Below are 11,828 nucleotides of genomic sequence, written 5' to 3'. Positions count from 1 at the left end.
GTCGAGCAAGAAGCGGCTCGGACAAGCAAGGGAATCCACAAGGAGGGGTCATGACCAGGGTGATCAACCTGCTCTACGTCAATCTCGGACTCGCGCTGCTGCAGGCGGTGCTGACCTTCGTGTGCTACGGACGGCTGGTCGCCTTCCAGGCCCACGGCAACGCAGAGGCGTACGGCGTGTTCGAGAACACAACCTGGATCCGACCGGTGGCGGTGTCCCTGGTCTCGCTGATCTACATCGGCATCGCCCGCAAGCTGCGCTCCGGCAGCCGCGCCATGTACATCCGCGTGGTGGTCATCTCGGTGCTCGGCTCCCTGGGCCTGGCCTGGGGCATCAGCCTCGGCCAGTTCCCGGTCTGGATGGAGGTGCTGATGGGCGCGCAGGCCCTGGTGCTGGTCGGCCTGTTCGTCGCCGCGATGCAGCCGTCGGTGCGCTCGCAGTTCGCCAAGAAGGTGGCGGCGTGAACCGCCGGCAGTTGCTCGGCCTGGCCGCGGGCGTGACCGCCGCGGCCGGCGCCGGCGTCGTGACCGGGCCCCCGGCCTCGGCCGCGACGAGTCACCGGAAGCCGCCGCTGCTGATCGTGCACGGTTCGCACGGCAGCGGCGGCGCCTACCTCCCTCTGGTGAACGAGCTCGTACAACGTGGCCGGGTCGCGCTGGCGGTGGACTTACCCGGGCACGGCGCGGAGGGCTACTACCCGGTCTGGTTCCAGGCCCCGCAGGACCTGCATGCCATGACCACGGAGGTGTCGCCGATCGCCGGGGTCTCGCTCCAGGACAACGTCGATCGAGTTGTGTCGGTGTTGCGGCGGATCGGGCCGGCGATCCTGGTCGGGCACAGCCTCGGCGGCGCGACGGTCAGCGCGGTGTGCAACGCGGCCCCGCAGCTGGTGCAGCGGGCGGTGTACGTGTCGGCCTACTGCTGCACGGTGTTGAAGACGGTCGTGGAGGCGTTCCAGAGCAAGGAGAACGCCGACAGTCTCATGCTGAAGTTCCCGCCCACCGCGGACGGTGCCGTCGTGCTGGCCAACCGGTTCAACTGGCGGACCAACGACCCCGAGGTGTTGTCGCTGCTGCGCGAGGCGTACATGGCCGACGGCACGGACGCGCAGCTGCGAGCGGCGATCGGCGGATTGCAGCCGGACGAGCCGTACGGGGTGAGCCTGTCCGACTGCTCGCTCCAGCCGACGACCGGTGGCCGGGTCCCGCGCACGTACGTGCGGTTCACCCAGGACCGGGCGATGCCGTTGGCACTGCAGAACCGGATGATCAGCGATGCCGGCCGGTTCGACGTGCACGACGTGCACGCGTCGCACTTCGGGGTCATGACCAGAGCAGCGGAACTGGCCGGGCTCCTGGACGGGCTCCGGTGACGAGCTCGGGGACGAGCTCAGGAACTGGCTCTTCAGTTCCGGCTCATGTGAGCCAAAACTTGAAACAGGCTCAGCGACCGGCCCAGATGCGCCACAACTCGCGACGGCTCACCCGAGCCGTCGCCGCTGTCCGGGCTCTGAACACGAGTGCTGAGGGCAGTCGCCAGACCACGTCCGCCAGCACGCCCAGACGCAGCGAAACCCGGAAGTTCTTCGCGTTGTCCGGCGGGCGGAACGGCAGCACGGCTGTGACGGCGACGAAACGGGCGAGCTGCTCGAGCGCCACCAGGAGCGGGGCGCAGCGCACGAGCATCAGCAGGCGATTGCGCTCGTTCCAGTGGTGGAACTTCGACGACCCGAGGCGGCTGCTGGCCCCGTGCCGGTGCACGACCCGGGCCGGCACGGAGATCACTCGCCAGCCCCGCAGCCGCAACCGCCAGGACGTGTCGGTGTCCTCGTAGTAGCAGAAGAATCCGGCCGGCACGCCGCCGACGGACCGCAGCGCGGCCGTGCGCATCAGCGCGGCGCCGCCGCAGAACCCGAACACTTCGCGCCCGGCCAACGCGGTGTCGGCGCCATGGCCATCGGCCGTGAGTCGCACACCGACCGACTGCACGGAACCGTCCGGCAGCTCCAACGACGACGTGACCGCCGCGGCATCGCCGTGGCGGTCCAACGCGTCTTCCAGCGTGGCGATCCACGACGGCACCGGCACGGCGTCGTCGTTGAGCCAGGCCACGAACTCCGTCTCGATGCGCGGCAACGCCGCCGCCAACGCACCGGCATAACCACGATTGCGCGGCAACCGCAAAACGTTCTGACCCGAGAGCAGCTCAGCCGTGCCGTCGTCGGAGGCGTTGTCCACGACCAGCACGTTTGCCGCACGATCCTGCGCAGCCAGGGCGTCCAGGCACTCGCGGATATGCGCTCGGCCGCGCCAGGTCACCACCACGACGGTCGAACGGGCTTCAGGCACGGGCGCTGACGGTACATGTCACCCTTGGGCGTGCCCGAACTCGTGGTGCTGACCGATCAGCTGCTCGCGCCCGTGCCCGGTGGCACCGGCCGCTACACCAGGGAACTCGCCGCCGCGCTGGCCGTGACGGCCCCCGATGGCTGGACCGTCACCGGTGTCGTGGCGCGCTGCGCGGATCCGTCAGCGGCACGCGTTGAGGGAGTCGACGGGCCGCGCATGTTGCCGGTGCCACGCCCGGTACTGGCCCGCTTGTGGCAGCGCGGTGTGCCGCTGTGGCCCGGCGGCGACGCCGTGCACGCGCCGACGCTGCTGTCGCCGACAGTCGTCAAGCGCGGGCGCACACTCGTCGCCACGGTCCACGACGCCGTGCCGTGGACGCACCCCGAGACGCTCACGCCGCACGGCGCGCAGTGGCACCGCACGATGGTGTCGCGGCTCACGCGCAAGGCCGGTGCGATCGTCGTGCCCACCGAGGCCGTGGCCAAGGAGCTCGCCGTGCACGCCGCCGGTTCGGCGAACGTGCATGTGATCGGGCACGGCGTCCCTGACGCGCTCGCGGTCGAGTCGGCGGACGCCGATGCCGTCGCGCGACGGCTCGCATTGCCGCCGCGGTATGTGCTCGCGGTCGGCACCCTTGAGCCGCGCAAGGGCATCGATGTCCTTATCGACGCCATGACGTTGCCCGAAGCTCCCGACTTGCCGGTGCTGCTGGTCGGCGCGACCGGCTGGGGCGACGTCGACGTTTCCTCCGAACGGGTGAGATCGCTGGGTCCGTTGCCCGATGCGGAGCTGGGCGTGGTGCTGCGTCGGGCCAGCGTGCTGGCCGTGCCGAGCCTGGCCGAGGGGTTCGGCATGCCCCTGCTGGAGGCCATGGCGGTGGGGGTGCCGGTGGTCCACTCGGACGCCCCGGCGCTGGTCGAGGTGGCCGACGGTGCCGGCTTCGTCGCACGCCGTGGCGACCCGAAGTCGCTGGTCGCGGCGTTGCGCACGGTAGTCGACGACCCGGCGGCGGCCCGGGCGGCGATCACCCGCGGCCTGACCCGGGCCGCGGATTTCAGCTGGCGCAGGGCCGCCGAGACGGTCTGGAACGTGCATCTGGGACTGGGCACGCTGGGTTAGTCCATTCGTCGGCAATGATCATCGAGGCCGCCGTACCCTGCTCCGGTGCACCATCTCGACCCCAGCGTGTTGATCGACGCGACTGCCGTGCCCGCCGACCGTGGCGGCGTCGGACGGTACGTCGACTCGCTGGCGGCCGCGCTGGACGCCGACGGGACCCGGCTCAGCGTGGTCTGCCAGCCGCGTGACGCCGCGCTGTACGGGCAGCTCGCGCCGGGCGCGCGGATCGTGCCCGCGCCGGAGTCCGTCGCCGCGCGCACCGCGCGCCTGGTGTGGGAGCAGAGCGGCCTGCCGCGGTTGGCGCGGGCGCTCGGTACCGACGTCATCCACTCGCCGCACTACACGATGCCGATGGCCAACCCGGTCGGCTCCGTCGTCACGCTGCACGACGCCACCTTCTTCACCGACCCGTCGCTGCACTCCTCGGTGAAGGCGCGCTTCTTCCGCGCGTGGACGCGTGCGTCGCTGGCCCGCGCGACCGTGTGCGTCGTGCCCAGCCGCGCCACGGCCAACGAGCTCACGCGCGTGGCCAACGCTGACCGCCGCCTGTTGCAGGTCGCGCACCACGGCGTGGAAGGCGAACGCTTCCACCCGCCGTCGCCGGACGAGATCGCGGCCGTGCGCAAGGCGCTCAACCTCCAGGACATGCCGTACGTGGCGTTCCTCGGCGCGCTCGAACCGCGCAAGAACCTGCCCGCGCTCATCCGCGGCTTCGCCCGGGCCTGCCAGGGCCGCACCGATCCGCCCGCGCTCGTGCTGGCCGGGCAGCCCGGCTGGGACACGCAGGTGGAGAGCGCCCTGGACGCCGTGCCGCACCGGATCCGCGTGATCCGTGCCGGCTACCTGCCGTTCGAGCAGTTGTCGGGATTCCTCGGCGGCGCCACGCTCGTGGCCTATCCCAGCCTTGGTGAAGGTTTTGGGCTGCCCGTGCTGGAGGCCATGGCCAGCGGCGCGTGCGTGCTCACGACACGGCGGCTCAGTCTGCCGGAAGTCGGCGGCGACACCGTGGCGTACTGCGGCGTCGGCGCGGGCGACATCGCCGCGGGACTGACCGAGCTGCTCGACGACCCCGCGCGGCGGTCCGCGCTGGCCGCCGCCGCGCAGTTGCGGGCCAAGGAGTTCTCCTGGGCGGCGTCGGCCGCGCTGCACCGTGAGGCCTATGGGCGGGCGGCTGTCCTGGCCCGCCGCGCCCGGCACTAGTCTCATCCGGCGTGACGCAGCCCGAGCCGAAGACCTACGGCGACGAACTCGCCGTCGTGACCATCACCTATTCGCCCGGTGAGGTGCTCGACCGGTTCCTCGACACGCTGGGCAAAGCCACCGCGCGCACGGTCACCGTGATCCTCGCGGACAACGGCTCCACCGACGGCGCGCCCGAGAAGGCCGCCGCCGAGCGGGACGAGGTCCGCCTGGTGCGCACCGGCGGCAACCTCGGCTACGGCGGCGCCGCCAACCGGGGCGTGGCCGAGCTGCCCGACGACGTCGGCTGGGTCGCCGTCGTCAACCCGGACATCGAGTGGGGCGCCGGCTCCATCGACACCCTCATCGACGCCGCCGAGCGGTGGCCGCGCGGGGGCTCGTTCGGGCCGCTGATCCGCGAGCCCGACGGCGCCGTCTACCCGTCCGCGCGGCTGCTGCCGTCGCTGGGCAAGGGCCTCGGACACGCCGTGTTCGGCAAGCTGTGGCCCGGCAATCCGTGGACGCGGGAGTACCGGCAGCAGGACACCTCGGTCGTCGAGCGCCCGGCCGGTTGGCTGTCCGGCTCGTGCCTGCTGCTGCGCCGCGCCGCGTTCGACTCCGTCGACGGTTTCGACTCCAGCTACTTCATGTACTTCGAGGACGTCGACCTCGGCGACCGGCTCGGCCGCGCCGGCTGGCTCAACGTGTACGTGCCGTCGGCCGAGGTCGTGCACCTCGGTGGGCACGCCACCGCGCGGGCCTCCGAGCGCATGCTGGCCGCGCACCACACCAGCGCGTACAAGTACCTGTCCGAGCGCAACCGCGGGCCGTGGCACGCGCCGCTGCGGCTGGCCATCCGGGTCGGGTTGGCGTTGCGGCTCAAGCTGGAGCTCAGGGCTGGTCGGTCTCCGGCAGCGCCCCACTGAGGCGGTCGGTCAGCGAGATGCGGCGGCCCGGGGTCTGCTGGGTCGTCGGGATGATGCCCGGCAGCTGCTTGGTCGGCTGCTCCGAGTCCGGCCGCTGACCCTGCTGCTGCGGGTGCTGCTGCTGGTTGGGCGGCACGTGCGGCAGCGGCTGCGACTGCTGGGCGCGCGGCTGCTGGGGCTGGACGTGGGGCAGCGGCTGGGACTGCTGGTTGGCCGGGATCTGCTGGGGCTGGACATGCGGCAGCGGCTGGGACTGCTGAACGTGCGGGAGCGGCTGCGACTGCTGGGTCATCGGGAGCTGCTGGGTGGTGGGGATCTGGTGACCCTGCTGCGGCGGCACCGGGACCTGGCCGGCCGCCACCGAGCCGGGGAGCACGACCGTGGTGTCCGGGTCCTGCTCGCGCGGGTCGTTCGCGTTCACCACCACTCGGGGGATCTGCACCGTGGGCTTGGCGTCCATCGGCGAGGTCGCGTTGTTCGGCGTCACCGCCCACCGGTTTCGGGCGCTGGCTCGGGCCAGTGCTGCGTCGGCCCGGTCGCGGGGGTCCATCTCCCGACCTCTTCCTCATCCGGCGTGCCGGCCACCGGGTCCAGTGCCCGGTCGATCCGCCACGTGCAAGAGTATTCCCTCGATCGCACCCGCGTCAGTGGAGGAGGAAACCCGGCATGTCGTCCAGCGTCGGACAGCAGCTCAGTGGGGTCGACGCCGTTGTGCTCGTCGGCGGGAAGGGCACCAGACTCCGCCCGCTCACGCTCTCCGCGCCCAAGCCCATGCTGCCCACCGCGGGGGTGCCGTTCCTCACGCACCTGCTGTCCCGGATCCGGGCCGTCGGCATCACCCACGTCGTGCTCGGCACCTCCTACAAGGCCGAGGTGTTCGCCGAGTACTTCGGCGACGGCTCCCGGCTCGGGCTGGAGCTGGAGTACGTCGTCGAGGAGGAGCCGCTCGACACCGGCGGCGGCATCCGCAACGTCGGCGACCGGCTGCGTGAAGACGACGTGATGGTCTTCAACGGCGACATCCTGTCCGGGGTCGACCTGGCCGGTGTGGTCGGGACGCACCGTGACAACAAGGCCGACGTCACCCTGCACCTGGTCAAGGTGCCCGACCCGCGGGCCTTCGGTTGCGTGCCGACCGACGCCGAGGGGCGGGTCACGGCCTTCCTCGAGAAGACCGACAACCCGCCGACCGACCAGATCAACGCCGGTTGCTACGTGTTCCGGCGCGAGGCTCTGATGACCATCCCGACCGGTCGCCGGGTCTCCGTCGAGCGGGAGACCTTCCCCGGTCTGCTGGCCTCCGGGCACCGCCTCCAGGGCCACGTCGACACGTCGTACTGGCTCGACCTCGGCACGCCCGGCGCCTTCGTCCAGGGCTCCGCCGACCTCGTCCGCGGCATCGCCCCCTCAGCCGCCCTTCCCGGTTCGCCCGGCGAGGCCATCGTGTTGCCCGGCGCCACGGTCGACCCGTCCGCCGTCATCACCGGCGGCTCCACCATCGGCGCCGGTTGCGTCGTCGAGGCCGGTGCTGTCGTCGACGGCTCCGTGCTCTTCGACGGCTCCGTCATCCGCGCCGGCGCCTCCGTCACCCAGTCCCTCGTCGGCGCCCGCGCTGAGGTCGGCTCCCGGACCGTGCTCCGTGACGTCGTCGTCGGTGACGACGCCGTCATCGGCTCGCACAACGAGCTCCTGCACGGCGCCCGCGTCTGGCCCGGCATCCACATCCCCGACACCGCCGTCCGCTTCTCCACGGACGCGTAGTCATGGCCCCCAGGTTCGACATCACGCGGGTTCGCCTGCGCAACTACAAGAGCATCGAGTCGTGTGATGTCGAACTCGGGCCGCTCACCCTGCTCGTCGGCCCCAACGGCTCCGGCAAGAGCAACTTCCTCGACGCCCTGCAATTCGTGGCCGACGCCCTGACCACCAACCTGGAGAACGCCTTCCGCGAACGCGGTGGCTTCGGGTCGGTGAGTCGTTTCGGGGACCGCGAGTTCGAAATCGAGATCACAGTCGGCTCCGGTGACGCCAGCTGGGACTACGGCCTCGGCCTTTCGCCTCTGCGCGATGGCGGGTATCGGGTCGCGAGTGAGACATGGCACTTTCCCGACGGGGAAGGCGTGCGGCTGGACAGTGACCTGCACAGTCGGCTCTGGCTGCCGAATGCTGACCGCGATGCGTCTGATCTTCTGCTGGAGGCCCTCTCGGGTTTCCGGTCCGTCAGCCCGATTCCGGAGCAGATGCGGGACATCAGCCGACCGGACCTGGGTGACAGGCTCCTTCGGGACGCGTCCAACGCGCCGAACGTGATCGCCAGGCTGACGGCCGATGATCCGGCTACGAAGCAGTTGATCGAGGAGTACCTGACGTTGGTCGTCGACGGGATGGTTGGTGTCGAATCTCGTCAGATCAGTTCGTGGCGAGCGCTGTTTTTCAAGCAGGAGACCGAGGACGGTCAGGCTCGGGAATTCGATGCGCTGTCGATGTCCGATGGCACGTTGCACGCCCTCGGTGTGCTCATCGCGCTGTTCGAGGGCACCGAGACGGTCGGCATCGAAGAGCCCGAGAGTGGACTGCATCCGGCCGCAGCGGCTGTGTTGATGGACGCGCTGCGGGACGGCGCCCATCGCCGCCAAGTGCTCGTGACCACGCACAGCCCGGACCTGCTTGACGTTCCCGGGCTGGACGCGTCCGAAGTCCTTGCTGTGCGTTCCGTTCGCGGCCGGACGGTCATCGGCCGGCTCAACGAGGCCGGTAGCTATGCGCTCAAGGAGTCCCTCTACAGCCCGGGCGCGTTGTTGCGAACCAACTATCTCCAGCCGGAGAGCGACGAATGAGCCTGCCGATCGTGGTACCGGTCGTCGAAGGCCATGGTGAAACCACCGCGGTTCGAGTGCTGCTGGACCGGATCGGCTGGGAGCTGGGCTGGCCTCACAGCGTGGCTCAACCCTTCCGAGTGCCACGGACGGATCTTGCCGATCCGGTGAAGTTGAGCGCTGCGGTTGCCGTGGCGTCACGCAACGTTCCTGGTGCCGGCGGGGTTCTTGTCCTGTTCGACGCTGACGACGACTGCCCGGTCGAGCTGAACGCCAAACTCCAGGACGCTGCTGGCAACGCCCGATGCGGAGTGGAGATCGTGGCTGCGAACCGGGAGTTCGAGGCTTGGTTCCTCGCATCTGTCGCATCATTGCGGCTGCACGCTGCGGTGAAGTCCGATGCGATATACGCCACCGACCCGGAGCAGCGGCGCGGGGCGAAGGAGCAATTGAGCCAACTGATGGTGACGCCGTATCGGGAGGTCAGGCATCAGCCTGCGTTCGCCAGCCTGATCGACCTGGAGACGACTTGGCGGAAAAGTCGGTCGTTCCGGCGGCTGCTGAGTGCGCTGCAACGGTTGCTGGAGGTGGAAGCGCTGCCGTGGACGCTGTGACCCGGAGCTGGAAGCCCGACTACCCGCTGGACATCAGCGCGGTGGTCGGGCCGTTGCGGCGTGGGGCGGGGGATCCGGCGTTCCAGGCGGGGCCGGACGGGGCGCTGTGGCTGACCGGGAACACGGCGTCGGGGCCGGGGTCGCTGCGGTTGGCGAGGCAGGACGGCGAGGTGGTGGCGCAGGCCTGGGGCGACGGCGCTGAGGAGCTGCTGGACGGGGTGCCGCAGCTGCTGGGGGCCGAGGACGAGCCGCAGGGTTTCGAGGCGCACCACGAGCTGATCAAGGAGACGCAACGCCGGAATCCGGGGCTGCGGCTGGGGAAGACGAACCGGGTGTGGGACAGCCTGGTGCCGGCGATCCTGGAGCAGAAGGTGACGGGCCACGAAGCCCGGCGGTCCTGGCGGGATCTGTGCCGGCGGCACGGGGAGAAGGCCCCGGGCCCGGCGCCGCTGGGGATGAGGGTGCCGCCGACGCCGAGGGCGATCCTGGGTGTCAAGGACTGGGAGTGGCACAAGGCGGGCGTGGACGGCCAACGCCGCCGTACGCTGCTGAACGCGGCGGCGGCCGCGCATGCCCTGACGAGCAAGGAGAAGCTGCGGCTGATCCCGGGCATCGGGGTCTGGACGACGGCGGAGGTGGCCCAACGGGCCTGGGGCGACCCGGACGAGGTCAGCGTGGGCGACTTCCACATCCCGAGCGTGGTGGGCTGGGCCCTGGTCGGCCACGCGCTGGACGATGACGGCATGCTCGAGGTGCTCGAGCCCTACCGGCCGCACCGCCAGCGCGCGGTCCGCTACATCGAGGCGTCAGGGTTCCGGAAACCGCGATTCGCCCCGAGGTTCGCGGCGAGGGACTACCGGGCCATCTAGCGGTAGCGGGACAGTGCCAGCTCCACGAGTTCGGGCACGGTGTCGACGTTGGACGGCAGCGCGTCGACGGGCCACCACTGGAGGTCGACGGACTCGGCGCTGCGCACGGGCTTGGCGCCGACCGGGGCCCGCACGAGGAACCGGACGTCGAAGTGCCGCGTGGGCAAGCCCAGCGAGCAGGTGATGCCGTGCACGTCGACGTGCAGCGGCGTGGGCTCGATCCGCAGCCCCCGAATCCCGGACTCCTCGGTGGCCTCGCGAAGGGCGGCGTCGACCAACGAGAGATCCGAAGGCTCGCAGTGGCCGCCGAGCTGAAGCCACCGCCCGACCCGGGGGTGCAGGGTCAGCAGCACGTTCTCGGCGGTGGCATCGAGCACCAGCGCGGAGGCGGTGACGTGCCCGGGCTCGCACGACCGCTGGCAGGCGTCCTCCCGAGCGGCCAGGAAGCCCAGGAACGCCTGCCGCAGCGCCTCCTGCGGCTCGGACTCGGGCTTCCAGCCGGTCAACGTCGACACGGCGTCGGCATGCAAACTCACAGCTCCACCAATCCCAATTCGGTCGGCGCCGGCGGCCGAGGCCCGGCGACGCCGTCGGCCGGGTGTCCGACGGCCACCGCACCCAGCGGCGACCAGTCGGCCGGCAGGTCCAGCACGGCCCGCACGATATCGGGGCAGAAGATGGTCGACGAAACCCAGCACGAAGCCAGGTCCTCGGCCGCCAACGCGACCAGAAGACCTTGCACGGCAGCACCACCGGCCACGGTGAACATGGTGCGCTCGGCACCCTGGCGCTTGACGTCGGGGTAGTCGTGAGCGCCGTCCATGACCATGAACGGCAGCACCAGCTCGGTCGCGCCCCACAGCAGATCGCCACGAGCGACACGGCGCTCGATCCGGGCCTCGTCCCAGCCGTCGTCACGGAGATCGGCGCGCCACTGGTCCCGCATGGCCTCCAGCAGCTTGGTCCGCCGGGCCCGGTCCCGCACCCACACGAACCGCACGGGATGCGTGTGATGCGGCGCCGGCGCGGTCAGGCCGACGCCGATGGCCCGCCGCAGCACGTCCTCGTCCACGGGCTCGCCGGAGAAGCTACGCACGGATCGCCGCCGCAGCACGGCTTCCTGACGCCCCTGGGCAATGGCCTCGTTGGTGCCAAGGCGAAACAGGTCCTCCTCGACCGGACGGTTCAGGTCACGCGCGCTGGATCCGTTGTCCACCAACGACAAGCCGCGCACGACGGCGACCGGCGTCGCGCCGAGCTTGCCCTTGACCAGGTCTCCCGCGGCGGCGATCTCGTCGGCCAGCGCGACCTCGGTCACCACGAGTTCGTTGCCCTGGTTGTCGACCTCGCCGGCGTAGCTGCGGATCACCGGCAGCCCGGCCGCGCCGATGGCGGCGTCGGTCTGCCCCACCCGCCAGGCCCGGCCCATGGTGTCGGTGATCACCACGGCCACGTCGACGCCCAGTCGCGCGCGCAGCTCCGACCGCAGCTTGCGGGCCGAGGCGTCGGGGTCCAGCGGCAGCAGGGCGATCTCGGCCTGCGACACGTTGGAGTTGTCCACGCCCGACGCGGCCTGCACGATGCCCAGCCGATTCTGAGTGATCAACGTGTTCTTCACGCGGGCCAGCACCCGCACCGACTCGGACACCACCAGCTCGCGCCGCCGGGCCTCGCGCTCGTCCGGGTCGTCCGGCGCGGCAACCAGCTGACCCTCCACTTTGGACACGATCTTGCTCGTCACGACGAGCACGTCGCCGTCGCGCAGCCACGGCGCGGCGGCGGCGATCGCGGCGGTCAGGTCGTCGCCGGGGCGGAACTCGGGCAGCCCGGGCACCGGCAGCAGCTCGACGGAACCCTTGGCGTGGTCGGTCAACGTCGGCTCCCGGCTCGGTGATCGTCTAAAGCGCCAGCGATGCTCACGAGCCGTATCCTGCCACGCCCCCGGCCCCGCACCCCT

13 protein-coding genes are annotated in these 11,828 nt (G+C 71.0%); 9 read left to right on the top strand and 4 right to left on the bottom strand.

Going from position 1 to position 11,828, the window contains the following annotated elements; all coding sequences use genetic code 11:
- The first annotated feature begins 50 nt into the window (after window positions 1-50).
- On the top strand, window positions 51-464 hold the full coding sequence (locus M3Q35_RS29185; protein ID WP_273935766.1) for a hypothetical protein: 414 nt from the start codon (window positions 51-53) through the stop codon (window positions 462-464).
- Window positions 461-1,372 carry an alpha/beta fold hydrolase gene (locus tag M3Q35_RS29180; protein WP_273935765.1) on the top strand — a complete coding sequence of 304 codons (912 nt, stop codon included), beginning with the start codon at window positions 461-463 and terminating at the stop codon, window positions 1,370-1,372. Before M3Q35_RS29185 ends, M3Q35_RS29180 begins: the two co-directional genes overlap by 4 nt.
- A gap of 70 nt (window positions 1,373-1,442) precedes the next feature.
- On the opposite strand, the gene M3Q35_RS29175 is transcribed toward M3Q35_RS29180, so the two are convergent.
- Window positions 1,443-2,348 (bottom strand): glycosyltransferase, encoded by a 906-nt coding sequence (locus M3Q35_RS29175; protein ID WP_273935764.1) that lies wholly within the window; start codon window positions 2,346-2,348, stop codon window positions 1,443-1,445.
- Between the two features lie 30 nt (window positions 2,349-2,378).
- Between M3Q35_RS29175 and M3Q35_RS29170 the strand changes: the two genes are divergently transcribed.
- From M3Q35_RS29170 to M3Q35_RS29160, 3 genes are all read left to right on the top strand, one after another.
- Entirely contained in the window at window positions 2,379-3,467 is a 1,089-nt protein-coding gene (locus tag M3Q35_RS29170) for a glycosyltransferase family 4 protein (protein ID WP_273935763.1), read from the top strand.
- A gap of 66 nt (window positions 3,468-3,533) precedes the next feature.
- The gene (locus M3Q35_RS29165) at window positions 3,534-4,667 is read left to right on the top strand and encodes a glycosyltransferase family 4 protein (RefSeq protein WP_273944501.1); all 1,134 of its coding nucleotides are present in this window, start codon (window positions 3,534-3,536) and stop codon (window positions 4,665-4,667) included.
- An 11-nt stretch (window positions 4,668-4,678) separates the two neighbouring features.
- The gene (locus M3Q35_RS29160) at window positions 4,679-5,572 is read left to right on the top strand and encodes a glycosyltransferase family 2 protein (protein WP_273935761.1); all 894 of its coding nucleotides are present in this window, start codon (window positions 4,679-4,681) and stop codon (window positions 5,570-5,572) included.
- Here M3Q35_RS29160 and M3Q35_RS29155 read toward each other — a convergent pair.
- Complete coding sequence (locus tag M3Q35_RS29155; RefSeq protein WP_273935760.1) at window positions 5,538-6,122, bottom strand: hypothetical protein; 585 nt, start codon at window positions 6,120-6,122, stop codon at window positions 5,538-5,540. The genes M3Q35_RS29160 and M3Q35_RS29155 overlap by 35 nt on opposite strands.
- Window positions 6,123-6,238: 116 nt before the next feature.
- Here M3Q35_RS29155 and manB point away from each other — a divergent pair, with 116 nt between their 5' ends.
- Genes manB through M3Q35_RS29135 form a run of 4 tightly spaced genes read left to right on the top strand, consistent with a single transcriptional unit; the run spans window position 6,239 to window position 9,871 of the window.
- Window positions 6,239-7,333, top strand: coding sequence for a mannose-1-phosphate guanylyltransferase (gene manB, locus M3Q35_RS29150; protein WP_273935759.1), 1,095 nt, complete (start codon window positions 6,239-6,241; stop codon window positions 7,331-7,333).
- Between the two features lie 2 nt (window positions 7,334-7,335).
- Window positions 7,336-8,409, top strand: coding sequence for an AAA family ATPase (locus M3Q35_RS29145; protein ID WP_273935758.1), 1,074 nt, complete (start codon window positions 7,336-7,338; stop codon window positions 8,407-8,409).
- Entirely contained in the window at window positions 8,406-9,002 is a 597-nt protein-coding gene (locus tag M3Q35_RS29140) for a DUF4276 family protein (protein ID WP_273935757.1), read from the top strand. Before M3Q35_RS29145 ends, M3Q35_RS29140 begins: the two co-directional genes overlap by 4 nt.
- Window positions 8,990-9,871 (top strand): DNA-3-methyladenine glycosylase family protein, encoded by an 882-nt coding sequence (locus tag M3Q35_RS29135; protein WP_273935756.1) that lies wholly within the window; start codon window positions 8,990-8,992, stop codon window positions 9,869-9,871. Before M3Q35_RS29140 ends, M3Q35_RS29135 begins: the two co-directional genes overlap by 13 nt.
- Here M3Q35_RS29135 and M3Q35_RS29130 read toward each other — a convergent pair.
- Window positions 9,868-10,407, bottom strand: a complete 540-nt coding sequence (locus tag M3Q35_RS29130; protein ID WP_273935755.1) for an NUDIX hydrolase — start codon at window positions 10,405-10,407, stop codon at window positions 9,868-9,870. The genes M3Q35_RS29135 and M3Q35_RS29130 overlap by 4 nt on opposite strands.
- The gene (locus tag M3Q35_RS29125; RefSeq protein WP_273935754.1) at window positions 10,404-11,744 is read right to left on the bottom strand and encodes a coenzyme F420-0:L-glutamate ligase; all 1,341 of its coding nucleotides are present in this window, start codon (window positions 11,742-11,744) and stop codon (window positions 10,404-10,406) included. The genes M3Q35_RS29130 and M3Q35_RS29125 overlap by 4 nt, the downstream gene beginning before the upstream one ends.
- Window positions 11,745-11,828 lie beyond the last annotated feature (84 nt).

The sequence above is a fragment of the Kutzneria chonburiensis genome, from assembly GCF_028622115.1.
Classification (GTDB): domain Bacteria; phylum Actinomycetota; class Actinomycetes; order Mycobacteriales; family Pseudonocardiaceae; genus Kutzneria; species Kutzneria chonburiensis.
Note: the sequence above shows the minus strand (reverse complement) of the source record. Positions and strands in the feature narration are given on the sequence as shown.

Excerpts from the sequence above, each read along its gene's own strand:
- M3Q35_RS29185 (WP_273935766.1), top strand. The coding sequence starts at position 51 with ATGACCAGGGTGATCAACCTGCTCTACGTCAATCTCGGACTCGCGCTG.
- M3Q35_RS29155 (WP_273935760.1), bottom strand. The coding sequence starts at position 6,122 with ATGGACCCCCGCGACCGGGCCGACGCAGCACTGGCCCGAGCCAGCGCC.
- manB (WP_273935759.1), top strand. The coding sequence starts at position 6,239 with ATGTCGTCCAGCGTCGGACAGCAGCTCAGTGGGGTCGACGCCGTTGTG.
- M3Q35_RS29145 (WP_273935758.1), top strand. The coding sequence starts at position 7,336 with ATGGCCCCCAGGTTCGACATCACGCGGGTTCGCCTGCGCAACTACAAG.
- M3Q35_RS29140 (WP_273935757.1), top strand. The coding sequence starts at position 8,406 with ATGAGCCTGCCGATCGTGGTACCGGTCGTCGAAGGCCATGGTGAAACC.